General features: G+C 65.3%; 13 protein-coding genes, 1 pseudogene and 1 riboswitch. Of the genes and pseudogenes, 6 read left to right on the forward strand and 8 right to left on the reverse strand.

The features are described from left to right. Position 1 precedes the first annotated feature (1 nt). Complete coding sequence (locus FJ973_RS04745) at positions 2-763, forward strand: cobalt-precorrin-6A reductase (protein ID WP_140554996.1); 762 nt, start codon at positions 2-4, stop codon at positions 761-763. Here the strand turns inward: FJ973_RS04745 and FJ973_RS04750 are convergent. The 8 genes and pseudogenes from FJ973_RS04750 to FJ973_RS04785 form a co-directional block, all read right to left on the reverse strand. Continuing rightward, positions 727-1,491, reverse strand: coding sequence for a precorrin-3B C(17)-methyltransferase (locus FJ973_RS04750; RefSeq protein WP_140521149.1), 765 nt, complete (start codon positions 1,489-1,491; stop codon positions 727-729). The two genes, FJ973_RS04745 and FJ973_RS04750, sit on opposite strands and share 37 nt — an antisense overlap. Continuing rightward, positions 1,488-2,258 (reverse strand): precorrin-2 C(20)-methyltransferase, encoded by a 771-nt coding sequence (locus tag FJ973_RS04755; protein WP_140554997.1) that lies wholly within the window; start codon positions 2,256-2,258, stop codon positions 1,488-1,490. The genes FJ973_RS04750 and FJ973_RS04755 overlap by 4 nt, the downstream gene beginning before the upstream one ends. Next, the gene (locus FJ973_RS04760) at positions 2,255-2,887 is read right to left on the reverse strand and encodes a precorrin-8X methylmutase (RefSeq protein ID WP_140554998.1); all 633 of its coding nucleotides are present in this window, start codon (positions 2,885-2,887) and stop codon (positions 2,255-2,257) included. The genes FJ973_RS04755 and FJ973_RS04760 overlap by 4 nt, the downstream gene beginning before the upstream one ends. Then, positions 2,811-4,371, reverse strand: a pseudogene (gene cobG, locus FJ973_RS04765) (precorrin-3B synthase). The gene FJ973_RS04760 and the pseudogene cobG overlap by 77 nt, the downstream one beginning before the upstream one ends. After that, positions 4,368-8,111, reverse strand: a complete 3,744-nt coding sequence (locus tag FJ973_RS04770; protein ID WP_140555000.1) for a cobaltochelatase subunit CobN — start codon at positions 8,109-8,111, stop codon at positions 4,368-4,370. Before FJ973_RS04770 ends, cobG begins: the two are co-directional and overlap by 4 nt. A gap of 16 nt (positions 8,112-8,127) precedes the next feature. Beyond that, positions 8,128-9,180, reverse strand: a complete 1,053-nt coding sequence (gene cobW / locus FJ973_RS04775; RefSeq protein WP_140495572.1) for a cobalamin biosynthesis protein CobW — start codon at positions 9,178-9,180, stop codon at positions 8,128-8,130. 2 nt (positions 9,181-9,182) lie between these two features. Then, positions 9,183-9,629, reverse strand: a complete 447-nt coding sequence (locus FJ973_RS04780) for a DUF1636 family protein (RefSeq protein ID WP_140495573.1) — start codon at positions 9,627-9,629, stop codon at positions 9,183-9,185. 37 nt (positions 9,630-9,666) lie between these two features. Further along, positions 9,667-9,871, reverse strand: a riboswitch (cobalamin riboswitch). 29 nt (positions 9,872-9,900) lie between these two features. Next, positions 9,901-11,100, reverse strand: a complete 1,200-nt coding sequence (locus tag FJ973_RS04785) for a winged helix-turn-helix domain-containing protein (RefSeq protein ID WP_140495574.1) — start codon at positions 11,098-11,100, stop codon at positions 9,901-9,903. A 333-nt stretch (positions 11,101-11,433) separates the two neighbouring features. Between FJ973_RS04785 and FJ973_RS04790 the strand changes: the two genes are divergently transcribed. The 5 genes from FJ973_RS04790 to FJ973_RS04810 are packed head-to-tail and all read left to right on the forward strand — an operon-like array spanning position 11,434 to position 15,446. After that, on the forward strand, positions 11,434-11,799 hold the full coding sequence (locus FJ973_RS04790; RefSeq protein ID WP_140495575.1) for an NADH-quinone oxidoreductase subunit A: 366 nt from the start codon (positions 11,434-11,436) through the stop codon (positions 11,797-11,799). Continuing rightward, a complete protein-coding gene (locus tag FJ973_RS04795) occupies positions 11,790-12,371 on the forward strand; it encodes an NADH-quinone oxidoreductase subunit B (RefSeq protein WP_140495576.1) in 582 nt (193 codons plus the stop codon). Before FJ973_RS04790 ends, FJ973_RS04795 begins: the two co-directional genes overlap by 10 nt. A 4-nt stretch (positions 12,372-12,375) precedes the next feature. After that, positions 12,376-12,978, forward strand: coding sequence for an NADH-quinone oxidoreductase subunit C (locus tag FJ973_RS04800; protein ID WP_140495577.1), 603 nt, complete (start codon positions 12,376-12,378; stop codon positions 12,976-12,978). Beyond that, a complete protein-coding gene (locus FJ973_RS04805; RefSeq protein WP_140495578.1) occupies positions 12,978-14,168 on the forward strand; it encodes an NADH-quinone oxidoreductase subunit D in 1,191 nt (396 codons plus the stop codon). The genes FJ973_RS04800 and FJ973_RS04805 overlap by 1 nt, the downstream gene beginning before the upstream one ends. Beyond that, a complete protein-coding gene (locus FJ973_RS04810) occupies positions 14,169-15,446 on the forward strand; it encodes an NADH-quinone oxidoreductase subunit E (RefSeq protein WP_140495579.1) in 1,278 nt (425 codons plus the stop codon). Positions 15,447-15,448 lie beyond the last annotated feature (2 nt).

The following is a 15,448-nucleotide window of genomic DNA, read 5'->3' on the forward strand; positions in this document are numbered from 1 at the left end:
GATGACCCACCGCATTCTGATCCTCGGCGGAACCACCGAAGCCCGGCAACTGGCTGGAAAACTGGCAGCCGGTCACTCGGTGACGCTGTCGCTGGCGGGCCGCACCGAAAGCCCGGTGACGCAGGGCGTGCCGGTACGCAGTGGAGGGTTTGGTGGCGCCGATGGTCTGGCCGCCTATCTCAAGGAGACAAGCATCGAGCTGCTGATCGACGCCACGCATCCCTACGCGGCGCGAATTTCCGCCAATGCCGCGCAGGCCGCGCGCATGGCTGGGGTGCCGATCGTCGCTCTGCGCCGTCCCGGCTGGGAGCCTGTCGAGGGCGATCGCTGGACGCAGGTCGATACGACAGGCGATGCCGTGCAGGCGCTTGGACCGGCGCCGCGCCGTGTATTCCTGGCTCTCGGCCGGCAGGAGGTCGCGGTTTTCGAAGCCGCGCCCCAGCACCACTATCTCATCCGCAGCGTCGATCCGGTCGAGCCGAAGCTGGCAGTGCCCGATGCCACCTATCTCCTGGCGCGCGGGCCGTTTCGCGAGGCGGAGGAACGCACGCTGCTCCAGCGGCACGGTATCGACATCGTTGTATCCAAGGACAGCGGCGGCGCGGCGACTTATGGCAAGATCGCCGCGGCGCGGGCGCTTGGCCTCGACGTCGTCATGGTGCACAGGCCTGCGCTGCCGGAGATTCCTTCGGCTGCGACCGTTGATCAGCTTGCCGACATGGTCGATCATCTTGTCGAGCCTGCCGCGGAGCGCGGCGTGTAGACCAGCGCCGGCCTGTTACCGCGCCTGATGATCCGGGTTTCCGGCGAACCAATGATGATGCAGGTTGCCATGTCCGCCTTGTCGGCATCGGCATCCGCCAGCAGGAACACCTCGATGCGTTCGTCAGGCCGGCCTGCGGCGCGGCCGAAGATGACGGGCGTGGTGCCCGGCAGAATGGCCTTCAGACATTCGAAGGCGCGGCCAAGCTGCCAAGGGCGCGCCTTGCTGATCGGATTGTAAAGCGCGATGACGAAGCCGGCGCCGGCGGCCGCCAGCAGGCGCAGTTCGATCAGGTCCCATGGCTTCAGATTGTCGGACAGCGAGATGGCGCAGAAATCATGGCCGAGCGGCGCCCCGATGCGGGCGGCGACTGCGAGCATGGCGGTGACGCCAGGCACGATTGCGAGATCGATCGCGCGCCATTCGGAGGGGCCGGCTTCGATCGCCTCGCAGACGGCCGCCGCCATGGCGAAGACGCCTGGATCGCCCCCGGAGACGACGGCGACATTGTGACCTTCGGCCGCCTTCGCCAGCGCCTCGTTGGAGCGGGCAAGCTCTTCGCGATTGTCGGAGGCGATGCGGGTCTGGTCCGGGCGCAATTCCAGCCGGTCGAGATAGGGCTTGTAGCCGTAGAAGAAGCTTGCCTCGGCGACGGCGTGGCTCGCCTGCGGCGTCACCTGATCGGCGTTGCCAGGTCCGAGCCCAATGACAGTGAGGCGGCCGCTCATGCGCCACCCGCCGACGCGACAGGGCGTCCGGACCAGCCGGCAACGAGCACAATGGCGAAATAGGGCGCCTTGTCGTCCGGCTTGTCGGTGAGCCGCATCGAGACGCTGCCCGGCATGGTGCCGCGCTCGACATAGACGGCGCGTGTCAGCTTGCCGGTGGCCTCCAGCGCCCGCCGGATTTTGGGCAGGTTGCGGCCGACCTTCATGATGACGGCGGCATCGGTGTCGGCGAGGCGCCGGGTCAGTTCGAACTCGCTCATCGTGCCCGGCAGCACGGTCAGCACGTCGTCGCCCTGAACGATCGGCAGGCCGGTCGCCGACCAGCAGCCCGACATGGCGGTAACGCCGGCAATGACCTCGGTCGGAAAACGATGGGCGAGGCGCACATGCAGATGCATGTAGGAGCCGTAGAAGAGCGGATCGCCTTCCGACAGCACGGCGACCATCCTACCGGCATCCAGATGACCGGCAACGGTCTCGGCGGACTCCTCGTAGAAGGCCGATATCTGCGCGCGGTAATCGTCGTGATCCTTGTCGATCTCCGTGGTCACGGGATAGAGCAACGGCAGCTCCAGCATGTCGGGCCGGAAGCGCGTCTCGACGATGGCGCGCGCATTGCTGTTGTTGCCGCGCTTGGCGAAATACGCCACCACATCGGCCTCGGCCAGCGCACGCGCGGCCTTCAGCGTCAACAGTTCTGGGTCGCCGGGACCGGTACCGACGCCGACCAGGCGGCCCCTTGAGCCGGTTTTGGGAAGCGCGTTCATAGGCCGGGCCTCGCCAGGGAATTGAGGGTTGCCGCGGTCATGGCGCTGCCGCCAAGCCTGCCGCGCACGATTGCATAGGGTACGCCGTAGGAATTCTGCGCCAGCGCATCCTTCGATTCGGCGGCACCGACGAAGCCCACCGGCATGCCGATGATGGCGGCCGGTTTCGGCGCACCGTCGCGCAGCTTCTCCAGGAGGTAGAAGAGTGCGGTCGGCGCATTGCCGATGGCTACCACCGAACCGGCGATGCGCTCGCCCCACAGGTCGATCGCGGCGGCAGAACGTGTGTTGCCGATCGTCCTGGCGATTTCATGCGTGCGCGGATCGCGCAGCGTGCAGATCACCTCGTTGCCGGCAGGCAAGCGGGCGCGGGTGACGCCGTGCGAGACCATTTCGGCGTCGCAGAAGATCGGCGCGCCGGCGGCAAGCGCGGCCCGTGCGGCGGCAACGAAATCGCTGGAGAAGACAAAATCCTTGGCGGCTTCCACTTGGCCGCAGGCATGGATCATACGGACCGCGACATCGGCCTCTGCTTCGGAAAAGCGCGCGAGATCAGCCTCGGCGCGGATGATGGCAAAGGAGCGTTCGTAGATCGCCGTGCCGTCGTGGATGTAGTCGTAGGCGACCATTGTCATTCCTGTCGATAAGCCTCTGCGATGCCGGCCGGCCCCAGCCTCGTCAGGCAGGCGGCGGCGGTCTCGCCCTGATAGCGTGCGCTGCGGATTGCCGCCGCGACGCGGCCGATGCCGCGCGCGGCGTCATAGCCCGGCCTGTAACCGGCAGGAAGGGCCTTTGCCGTCGCGTTCACGACAAGTCCGGCTCCATTTTCGCCGCCGACCACGGTCAGCGCCGCTGGGCCGGGATGCGCGCAACCCTTGGCGCAGCCAGAAACATGCAAGGTGAAGTCAAGACTATCGGCGTTTTCGGTGGCGATCGCCTCGGCAATGTCGCGCGTGGCGATGCGACCCGAGGCGCAAGCCGGCGCGCCGGGACAAGCAGCGATGCGCGTGCGCGGGTCGGTGGGGGCGGTGACGAAGCCGAGGGTGGCGGCTGTTTGCTGGAGGGAAGGATTGGCGGCTGGTGGCTGGCCGAGGAAGAGCAGGGCGCGGCCCGGGGCGAGGCGGATTTCTGACGTCCCGAGGGTGAGAGCGCTTTGAGCGAGGGCGATGAGCCTTTCGGCGGGCATGCTGCCGTAGGGGAGACCGATGCCGAGAGCGCGGCCAGTGTTCAAGTCGAAAACGCCAATCGGCGAGCGAGGGTGCTCTACGGCGCCCCCCTCTGTCCTGCCGGACATCTCCCCCACAAGGGGGGAGATTGGCGGTTCGGGCGCCGGCTCTCCTTCTGCATCCCAGGAAATTGGCAAAGGCGAGCGTGAATGAGCAATCTCCCCCCTTGTGGGGGAGATGTCCGGCAGGACAGAGGGGGGCGCCGTAGAATGCCAACTTGCGAGAGACGCTATTTGCCTCTCCGATAAATCCCGTGTGTGCGCTTCGCGGCCTTTTTCAGCCACCATCCTAAGCGCTGCGACGGCTATGTCTCTAGCGGCATGCGCGTTGACCTTTGCCAACACTTTCGCATTCCGCCCGTCACCGGCAACCGACACCCGCCAGCGGATTCCCGCCTCGGTGCTCGCCGCCTTCAGCCGCACGTCGGCCGTCACAGCATCCATCGTCAGTTGCCCGCCACCGTCGACAACGACCGAAACCTTCGGCCCGAGCCGCTGCGACAGCCCGGCGTCCTCGACCGCTTCCCTGATCCGATCAGCCAGCGGCCTGGGGTCGACGATCTCCTGCGGATCGATGCCGGCCAGTGGTCCGGTCTCCACTGGTACGCCAGTGCGGACCACAATGCCCAGCGCATCGACTTCCTTCGCCAGCAGGGTTGCACTTTGCGTGGTCAATCCGCGTATTTGCAAGCTGCCGCGCGCTGTCACTTCCATGATGCCGTTGCCGTGCCGCAGGGCGGATTCTGCCAGCCCGATCAGAAGCTTCGGCGACAATCCGCCAGAAGATGGGCCTCCGGCGACCGGGTTGAGCCGCACCAGCAGGCCGTCGCCGGTCTGCATCGGCGCCGAAAGGGCCGGGCAGGCGCCGCGGCGGGAGTAGGCGTTCATGCCGCCAACTCCCGTGCCTCGGCAATCAGTGCCGCGAGGTCGTCGTCGATCGAATTGCGCAAGGGATGCCAGAGGCCCCGCCGTCGCGCCGACAGGAGGCGTTCGGCAATGGCTTTCGCGGCGGCCGGGTTTTCGCGCAGGATGAAGGCGCGGACGTCCGCATCGCCGAGATAGGCATCGTGCACGGCGTCTATCAGCGCGCCCGGTATGGCCTGTGTGGTTTCGGCGAAGCCAACCAGCCGGTCGACCGTTTCGGCGAATTCCGAGGCGCCGCGCGGGCCGTGGCGCATCTGGCCCGCTATGAAGCGGGCGTTGACGGCGCGGGCGCGCACGACGCGCGTCACGGCCTCACTAAGTGAACGCGGCTTCGGCCTCTGCGGATCGGTCGTGTCGAGCACGATGACGTCGGCATTCCTGCCAAGCGCTGCAAGGGCGGCCGAGAAGCCGCCGATGAAAGCGACATCGGCCGAGCCTTCGAGGATGTCGCGGCCGGGATCGTCGCCGGTGTGGACGAGAAGATCGGCTTCGGCGATGCGGTTCTCGAATGCGCCGGGCGCGGCGATCCCCTCACCGCCGGCGCCGCCATAGGCATGCGATGTGGCATCGAGATAGGCGCGGCCGATTTCCTCGCGCGCCGCCCAGTCGCCGCTCGACAGGATTTCCTCGACGCCAGCGCCGTAAGTGCCAGGCGAGGTGCCAAAGATGCGCGGGCTGATCTTGCCCTCGGCGCGGGTCCTTGCGGCGAGCGGATTTTCCGAATCGTCCTCGTCGCGCGCGGCAACGGCGTTGGCAGCGGCATCGATCAGCGCGATCTGGGTCGGGAACATGTCGCGGAACAGGCCCGATATGCGCCAGGTGACGTCGACGCGCGGGTGGCCAAGCGCTGCCGGCGCCAACACCTCGATGCCGGTGACGCGGCCTGTGGCGGCATCCCATTGCGGGCGGCAGCCCATCAGCGAAAGCCCCTGCGCGATCTCCTCGCCGCCGGTGCGCAAAGACGCCGAACCCCAGAGGTCGATGATCAGCGAGCGCGGCCAGTCGCCATGCGATTGCATATAGGCGCGCACCACTTCCTCGGCGGCAGCCTTGCCGATGTCGTAAGCCGTCGGCGTCGGCATGGCGCGCGGGTCCGACGTGAACAGGTTGCGGCCGGTGGGCAGAACGTCGGAACGCCCGCGCGCGGGCGCGCCGGCCGGGCCCGCGGTGACATGACGACCGTCGAGCGCGGCAAGAAGGGCGGCCTTTTCGGCCTCGGCGCTTTGCCGGCGCATAAGGTCGGGCTCTTCGTCGGGCGCGCGGCCGTAGACATGCAGCCCATCCTTGATAGCGAAATCCTTCAGGTCGCAGAGCCAGGCATCGATGCGGCGCAGGGCCTCGTCCGGCGCGTCGGTGCGGGCAACGCCGGCCTCCGCGGCGAGGCCCGTCGTCTGCGCGGTTTCGACGATCAGACTGGCCAGACGGTCGCGGCGGCGGCGGTCGAGACCGTCAGCCTGGGCGTATTCGTCGACCAGCCGTTCGAGCCTGTGCTGGTTCTTGTCCAATCCGGCGCCGGTGAGCGGCGGCGGCAGATGGCCGAGCGTGACGGCGGCGATCCGCCGCTTCGCCTGCGCCGCCTCGCCGGGATTGGAGACGATAAAGGGATAGATGACGGGCAGGGGACCGGTGACGATCTCGGGGAAGCAGCTTTGCGAAAGCGCAACCGTCTTGCCCGGCAGCCATTCCAGCGTGCCATGCGCGCCAACATGGATGAGCGCATGGACGCCGAGCAATTTGCGCAGCCACAGGCCGAAGGCGAGCAACGCATGGCGCGGCGGCAGCGTCGGGTCGTGATAGTCGGCGCGGCGGTCGGCCGAGCGGCCGCGGTCTGGAGCCAGCGCCACGGTGATGTTGCCGAAGGTCGCGGCGCGGAAGGGGAATTTGGCGGCGGGCAGCGCTTGAACACCCCCCTCTGTCCTGCCGGACATCTTCCCCGCAAGGGGGGAGATTGGCAGTTTCGACGCTGGAGCTACTCTTGCAACGTTGGAGATTGGCGAAGACAGAGATGACGGCGTAATCTCCCCCCTTGCGGGGAAGATGTCCGGCAGGACAGAGGGGGGTGCCTCGCGCAAACCTGTCTCGCCTTCGGCTTTGCCCCAAGCTGCTTCTACGGCAGCAATTGCTGCGCCCGGCAATTCCGTTGAGAGGGCAAGGTACTCATCCAGCCCCAGCCCGGCCTTGCCGGACTCCAGCAAATCCAGCAACGCACGCGGCGATTGCGGGATCCCTTCAACCGCATAGCCCTGTTCCTGGAGGTCGTGCAGCATCGCCAGCACGCTGGATGGCACATCCAACCCGACCGCATAGCCGGTGCGGCCGGGAGCGCTTGGGTAATCGGGGATCAGGATAGCGACCTTGCGCTCGGCGCGCGGCGTTTCCCGAAGCCTGATGAAGGCCGCGACCCGGTCCGCCACCTGTTCGACGCGATCGGGCTCCGGCCGGTTGGCAAAGGCGCGGTGGCCGAGCGCCGGGTCGGTCTCGCTTTCGCCCTTGAACGAAACGGCGCCGGCGAGGATGCGGCCGTCCAGTTCGGGCAGAACGACATGCATGGCGAGGTCGGCGGGGGCCAGCCCGCGCTGGTTCTTCTCCCATACGTCGCGGCGGGTGGTGGCGACGATGACCTGGAAGACGGGAACGCCGGCGCGGTCGAACAGGGTTTCGACGCCGGGTTCGGCGCCGGACGCGAAAGCGGTCGCGGTGATGATGGCGGCGGGCTTGGGCTGGGCAATCGCGGTTTCAACAAAAGCCAGAGATTCCGGGTCTTTCAGGCTGGAGACAAAGATCGGCACCGGCAGCATGCCGCGCTGCCGTAGCGCCTCGAAAAGCGCGTCGATGGGCGCGACATCGGCGGCGAGCAGCATCGAGCGGTAGAAGAGGATGGGAATCACGGGTGGGTTGACGTTGCCGGCGTCGAGTTCCGTCACACCCCCCTCTGTCCTACCGGACATCTCCCCCGCAAGGGGGGAGATTGCTCTTTCATCGACGATTTCGCCTATCGCGGATGGTCGAGATAAATCCCTGTCCAAGGGGACAGAAGAGGAGCCGGCCTTGATGACAGCCGATCTCCCCCCTTGCGGAGGAGATGTCCTGCCGGACAGAGGGGGGTGTGAAGGATCGTCAACATTCGATAAGTCCGGCTTCTCCACGACTCCGCGCCCCGGCTCATAAAACCCGGCTTTCGGCACGCTTACCGGCTCGGCAATCTCGCCATCAGACCCCGCCAATCGCGCCAGCCTGCGCACCAGCGCGCTCATATTGGCCGGGCCGCCCTGGCGGAAATAATTGAGCAGCCCGTCCAGTTCCTCGCGCGGCAGCGTCGAGGCTTCGATCAGCCTGATATCCTCGTCATGGCTCTCGCCGGGCAGCAGCGCCAGCTTTATGCCGCGCTCGCGGGCAACCACGGCCAACTGGTCGCAGCCGTAGCGCCACCACTCGTAACCGCCGAGAATACGCACCAGAATGACTTTGGCGTGACGGGCGACGCTGTCGATCCAGAGGTCGACGGACATGGGGTGGCGCAGGTCGCGCAGCGCGGCCAGCCGCATCGTGGGCAGCCGATCGGCGTCGCCTTTCCAGGCCGCTGCCAGTCCGGCCAGGTCGCTGTCCGTGAAGGACAGCGCCACCATTTCCGCCGGCGTCTGCCGCAGATCGACCGGCTCGGCGAGATCGTCGAGCGAGGCGGATGTGGTGGTGAGGATGTGCATCGCGGTCGGTGTTGCCTCAGCCGGCGAGGATATGCTCGATCGCCGGGCGGTTCAGCCCCTTGAGGCCGATGACGACCAGGCGCGAGCGGCGGTCGTCGTCAGCCGTCCAGGCGCGGTCATAATAATGATTGACGCGCGGACCGACCGCCTGCAGCAACAGCCGCATCGGCTTGCCGCCGACCTCGACGAAGCCTTTCACCCGCAGCACGTTCTCCTGTTCGGCGGCGGTCGCGACGCGCTTTGCCAGGTCGTCCGGGTTGGCGATCGAGGGGATGTCGACGATGAACGTATCGAAGTCGTCGTGCTCGTGGTCGAAGGCGCCGTCATGATGGGACTTGCGGTTCTCGATGTCGTCCTCGACGGCGAGGCCTAGCCCGAGCAGCACGGACGGATCGACCTTGCCATGAGCCGTCGGCACGACCTTCACGGCGCGGGCGGAGTGTTCGCCAATGATGGCGTTGGCGCGAGCCGAACCTGCGGCATCCATCAGGTCGCTCTTCGACAGGATGATGAGGTCGGCGCAGGCGATCTGGTCCTCGAACACCTCCTCGACGGGGTCGTCGTGGTCCAGTGTCTGGTCCTGCGCGCGTTGCGCCTGCAGGGCGTCCATGTCGTTGGCGACGCGCCCCTCGGCCAATGCCGGACCGTCGACCACGGCGATTACGCCGTCGACTGTCACCCGGCTCTTCACTGTCGGCCACTGGAAGGCCTGGACCAGCGGCTTGGGCAGAGCCAAGCCTGAGGTCTCGATCAGGATGTGGTCGACCTTCGGCGTCAGCGACAGGATCTGGTCGAGCGCCGGGACGAAATCGTCGGCGACGGTGCAGCAGATGCAGCCATTGGCCAGTTCGACGATGTTTTCCTCCGGGCAGGTGTCGATGCCGCAGCCCTTGAGGATCTCGCCGTCGATTCCGATGTCGCCGAATTCGTTGACGATGATGGCGATCCGCTTGCCGCCCGCGTTCTCCAGGAGATGGCGGACCAGCGTGGTCTTGCCGGCACCCAGGAAGCCGGTGACCACGGTACAGGGGACGCGGGAGAGAGTGGCGGCGGAAACTGCGGCGGTCATGATCAGTCCTTCAGCATGTCGAGGGGAGGAATGCGGGCGACGAGGCCGCGCTTGAGGGAATCCGGGCGACCACGCCACGGAATGAGGCCGTTGGTCGAAGCGGCGAAGAGTTTCGCGCCGGTGACGAGATCGGCGCCGCTGGCGATGTTCAGGTCGCCGAAGACATAACTCCAGCAGCCGTCGCGAAGAATCGCGGCACTGAGACGGCGCTTGCAGTTGCCGAGGCATTCGACGGTGCGGACACGGACATTGTCGGCCGTTGCGGCTTGGCGCGTATCTTGAGCCAAAACTTCGCCGGCGCGGGGATGGGCATCGGAACCGGTCTCGTCGCGGCAGGAAGCGCAGATGATGACAGTGACGCCGGCCAAGGCGTCGCTATCGCCAGACAAGTCGCTATCGCCAGACAAAATGTCCGCTGTTTCAGCCGGGAAACTGCTGTCGCGTTCCAAATCGGGCTCCTTGCCCGGAAAACCCGCCGGGCGATCGGATTCTTATGTCTCAGACGGCAGGTCTCCTGGCTCGCGGGTCATCGCCTTCGTGCCGCCTTCCCGGGACCGTCCCAGTGGTTTTCGGCCTTGGCTCGTCGCTTACAGTTGCGGGGACAGCCGCGGATTTGAAATCGAGATTTCGCACCGCATTCCCTCTTGGCTCCTCCCTTTGCCGAGAGGAGACCGTCTGGAATGGATTTAGGCTCTTGCAGGCGGCGGTGTCAACGCGCGTCTACGACACGGCAATGTCGGCGAGCGGCTGCCCAAGGTCGCCGGCGGGCGTAACCTCGATCCGTTCGAGGCCGAGCCAGCCCTGCATCTGCGTCAATTCCTGGAAGAGTTGCGCGGCGGTTTCAGGCGGCGCGCCGGGCTCGGCATAGGCCGCGTGGACGCGTAGCACGCTGGCCGGCCGGTCGGCCTTGAGGTCGACGCGCGCCACGATCCTGTCGCCGAGCAGGAACGGCAGGACGTAATAGCCGTATTGCCGTTTTTCGGCAGGGGTGTAGATTTCTATGCGGTAGTGGAAATCGAACAGCCGCTCCGTGCGCGAGCGCTCGAAAACGACCGGATCGAACGGCGCCAGCAAGGCGCGGGCCTCGATTTTTCGTGGAATACGGGCCTCCTTATGGAGGTAAGCCGGTTTGTTCCAGCCCTCGACACGCACCGGCACCAGCTCGCCTGTTTCAACCAGCTCCTCCAGCCGGCCCTTCATGTCGGCCGGCGACAGGCGGAAATAGTCGCGCAGGTCGCTTGCTGTCGCGACGCCATGAGCGCGGGCGGATATCCGCAGCAATTCCCGATGCGCGTCCTCGGCTGACGGCACCGGCAGATCGAGGATCGCCTGCGGCAGCACGCGCTCGGGCAGATCGTAGAAGCGTTCGAAGCCACGGCGGTGCGCGGTGGTGATGCGTCCTGCCCAGAACAGCCATTCGAAGGCATGCTTGGCGTGGCTCCAGCCCCACCAGCCGCCGGACCCTTTCTGGCCTTCGAGCGCGGAGGCGGCGATCGGGCCGCGCTCCGCGACCTCGCGGTAGATCTCTTCGATATAGGCGGCGTGCTCGCGGCCCCATTTGGCGAGACCCAGATACATTTCATCGCCACGCTCCGCGCGCTGCATGCGCCAACGCATCAGGGGATAGGTCTCGACCGGCAGGAAGGAAGCCTCGTGCGCCCAGTATTCGAAAACCGTGCGCTTGCGCGTGACGGCGGCGTTGTCGAGCAAGGCGAACGGGTAGGGACCAAGGCGCGAATAGAGCGGCATGTAGTGAGCGCGCACCACCGCGCTGACGGAATCGATCTGCAGCAGGCCGGTACGCGAGAGCACGCGGGCGAAGTGGCGTCGGTCGGGCGTGCCGGCGGGGCGGGGATCAGTGAACCCTTGGGCGGCGAGCGCGATACGCCGGGCCGTGGCAAGCGAGATCTTTTCCTTCATTCGGATGCGACTCTGATGGCTTGTTGAGCGTCGTTCGGACAGTTGATTCCGGCCATGTTAGCAGGGTTTTGGCGGCAACTCTGTCAGGAGAGAAAAGTGGAGTAAAAAGCGAAGGAAATCAGACAGGAGCGGATCGGACCAGTTTCTTCCCTTATGCCGTCCAGGCCAGTGTTTTGAACAAGGTTTGACTTGCTTCGCCGGAAGCGCTGCGCTAACCCTCGCCGCGTTGCAGCAAAGGCCCCTTAAAACGGTTCAGCGGTTAAACTGTCACGCTTCCGAAATGGGGTCTGGTGCTGTAATCAAAATGGATTGGCGCCAACGGAAAGCCGCAGCATGAACGCACTTCTCAGTTCGTACCTGCCCATCGTCCTGTTTATCGCAGTGGCGGCGGCTGTCGGCGTCGCGCTTATCGTGGCGCCGTTCCTGGTGGCCTACCGCAATCCCGACCCGGAAAAGCTTTCCGCCTACGAATGCGGGTTCAACTCGTTCGATGACGCCCGTATGAAGTTCGACATCCGCTTCTACCTGGTGTCGATCCTGTTCATCATCTTCGACCTGGAAGTGGCCTTCCTGTTTCCGTGGGCGGTGTCGTTCTCGAAAATCGGCATGCTCGGTTTCTGGTCGATGATGGTGTTTTTGGCGGTGCTGACCATCGGCTTTGCCTATGAATGGAAAAAAGGAGCGCTCGAATGGGATTGAGCGACAGTTCCGGCACGCTCGTCGCGCCGAAGCCCAAGGGTCTGATCGATCCCAATACCGGCAGGCCGGTTGGGTCCGATGATCCGTTCTTCCTCGAAATCAACAACGAACTCGCCGACAAGGGCTTTCTCGTCACCTCGACCGAGGCGCTGATCACCTGGGCGCGCAGCGGCTCGCTGATGTTCATGACCTTCGGCCTCGCCTGCTGCGCCGTCGAGATGATCCACACCTCGATGCCGCGCTACGATTCGGAGCGGTTCGGTGTTGCTCCTCGCGCGTCTCCGCGCCAGTCCGACATCATGATCGTTGCCGGCACGCTGACCAACAAGATGGCCCCGGCGCTGCGCAAGGTCTACGACCAGATGCCGGAGCCGCGCTACGTCATCTCGATGGGCTCCTGCGCCAATGGCGGCGGCTATTACCACTATTCTTATTCGGTGGTGCGCGGCTGCGACCGCATCGTGCCGGTCGACATCTATGTGCCCGGCTGTCCGCCGAGCGCCGAAGCGCTGCTCTATGGCATTCTTCTGCTGCAGAAGAAGATCCGCCGCACCGGCACGATCGAACGGTAAATCCATGGCCGCATCCCTGAGCGAACTGTCGACCTATCTCGGCGAAAAATTGATTGGCCGCGTCAATGAAGCAGTGTTCGCCTATGGCGAACTCACCATCCATGTCGAACCGCGCGATCTGATCGAAGTGGTGACTTTCCTGCGCGACGATCCGCGCTGCCAATTCATCTCGGTCATCGATGTCTGCGGCGCCGATTATCCGTCACGGGCCAAGCGCTTCGACGTCGTCTATCACCTGTTGTCGCCGAAGCAGAACGTGCGTATCCGCATCAAGGTGCAGGCCGACGAGGAGACGATGGTGCCGTCGATCACCGGCGTCTATCCCGGCGCCGACTGGTTCGAGCGCGAGACCTACGATCTCTATGGCGTGCTGTTTTCGGGTCACCCGGATCTGCGGCGCATCCTCACCGATTACGGTTTCGACGGTCACCCGCTGCGCAAGGATTTCCCGCTGACCGGCTTCGTCGAGGTGCGTTACGACGACGAGGCCAAGCGCGTCATCTACGAGCCGGTGGAACTGAAGCAGGAATTCCGCAATTTCGATTTTCTGTCCCCATGGGAAGGCACCGATTACGTGCTGCCAGGGGATGAGAAGGCAAAGCAGTAATGGCTGAAACCTCCGTCCGCAATTTTAACATCAACTTCGGACCGCAACACCCTGCCGCGCATGGTGTTTTGAGATTGGTTCTGGAGTTGGACGGCGAAGTGGTCGATCGTGTCGATCCGCATATCGGGCTCTTGCATCGCGGCACCGAAAAGCTGATCGAGCACAAAACCTACCTGCAGGCAGTGCCTTATCTCGACCGGCTCGACTATTGCGCGCCGATGAACCAGGAGCATGCCTTCGCACTGGCCGCCGAGCGCCTGCTCGGCATCGAGGTGCCGAAGCGCGGTCAGCTGATCCGCGTGCTCTACTGCGAGATCGGCCGCATCATGTCGCACATCCTCAATGTGACGACGCAGGCGCTGGACGTCGGCGCGCTGACGCCGCCTCTGTGGGGCTTCGTCGAGCGCGAAAAGCTGATGGTGTTCTATGAGCGCGCCTCGGGTTCGCGCATGCATGCCGCCTATTTCCGTCCGGGCGGCGTCCACCAGGACCTGCCGCAGAAGCTGCTCGAGGACATCGGCAAGTGGATCGATCCGTTCCTGAAGTCGATCGACGACCTCGATCAGTTGCTGACCGGCAATCGCATCTTCAAGCAGCGCAATGTCGATATCGGCACGGTTTCGCTGGCCGACGCCTGGGCCTGGGGCTTTTCCGGCGTCATGGTGCGTGGCTCGGGCGCTGCCTGGGACCTGCGCAGATCGCAGCCCTATGAATGCTATTCGGAGCTCGATTTCGATATTCCGATCGGCAAGAACGGCGACTGTTTCGACCGCTACCTCGTGCGCATGGAAGAGATGCGCCAGTCGGCGAAGATCATGCGCCAGTGCATCGATCTCCTGCTCGGCAAGGAAAGCGCCGGGCCGGTGTCGAACCTCGACGGCAAGGTCGTGCCGCCAAAGCGCCAGGCGATGAAGCGCTCGATGGAAGCGCTGATCCACCACTTCAAGCTCTACACCGAGGGCTACCGCGTGCCGGCCGGCGAGGTCTATGCGGCGGTCGAGGCGCCCAAGGGCGAGTTCGGCGTCTATCTGGTCTCCGACGGCACCAACAAGCCTTATCGCTGCAAGCTGCGCGCGCCCGGTTTCGCGCATCTCCAGGCCATGGATTTCCTGTGCCGCGGTCACATGCTGGCCGACGTCACCGCCGTCCTCGGCTCCCTCGACATCGTGTTTGGTGAGGTCGATCGCTAAATGTCAGTCCGTCGTCTCGCAGAAGCCAGCGTCCAGCCAGCATCCTTCGCCTTCAACCGGGCGAACGCGGCCGCGGCCAAGCAATGGATCAAGAAGTACCCGAAGGGCCGGGAACAGTCTGCGATCATTCCACTGCTGATGCTGGCGCAGGAACAGGAAGGCTGGGTCACCAAGGCCGCGATCGAGACGATTTCGGACATGCTCGGCATGCCGCGCATCCGCGGGCTCGAGGTCGCGACCTTCTACACGCAGTACCAGCTGAATCCTGTCGGCACGCGGGCGCACATCCAGGTTTGCGGCACCACGCCCTGCATGCTGCGCGGCTCGGAAGCGCTGATGGACGTGTGCCGCTCCAAGATCCACCATGACCAGTTCCACACCAACGACAAGGGAACGCTGTCGTGGGAAGAGGTCGAATGCCTCGGCGCCTGCGTCAACGCGCCGATGGTCATGATCTTCAAGGACACGTTCGAAGACCTGACGCCGGAACGGCTGGCCGAAATCATTGATCTCTACGATGCGGGCAAGGGGGCCTCGGTGACGCCGGGGCCGCAGAACGGCCGCACCGGCTCGGAGCCGGCCGCCGGCCTCACGACGCTGAAAAGCGAGAAGGCGATCCTCAAGTCGACCCGTGACAGGGAGGCCAGGGAAGCCGCCAAGGCCGCCAAGGCGGCACCCGACGCGATCATCGCGGCGCCGGTGCCAACGCCGGCCGCCACCCCTGTCGCGCCGTCCAATGCCAGCAAGCCGAAAACCGATGCGGCTGAAACCAGCCCGGCGCTGAAAACGCCGTCGCCGGCCAAGGTCGCGTCGGCAACGGAAAAAGCGGCGAGCGTCGCGGCTCCCCGCCACTCGGCGACAAACGCCAACAAGGCGGCGCCCGAGGTCGAGAAAGTTTTGAAGCCGCGCAGCGGCCCCCTGAACAAGGCTGAGCCGGCTTCCGCGTTCAAGTCGCCGGAAACCAAGCTTCCCGCCAAAGCGGCCAAGCCTTCGTTGGAAGACAAGAACCGGCCGGCCGGCATCGCCAGGCCGGCGCTGGTCGACGATCTCAAGCTGATCTCCGGCGTCGGCCCGAGGACCGAGAGCATCCTGCATTCGCTCGGCATCTTCACCTTCGCCCAGGTTGCGTCTTGGAAGAAGGCCGAACGGGAGTGGGTGGACAGCTATCTCTCCTTCCGCGGCCGCATCGAGCGAGACGACTGGGTCAAGCAGGCCAAGGCGCTCGCCAAGGGCGGCGTCGCCGAATATATCCGCGTCTTCGGCAAGAAGCCGGTCTGAGG

The organism is Mesorhizobium sp. B2-1-3 (assembly GCF_006442495.1).
Taxonomy (GTDB): domain Bacteria; phylum Pseudomonadota; class Alphaproteobacteria; order Rhizobiales; family Rhizobiaceae; genus Mesorhizobium.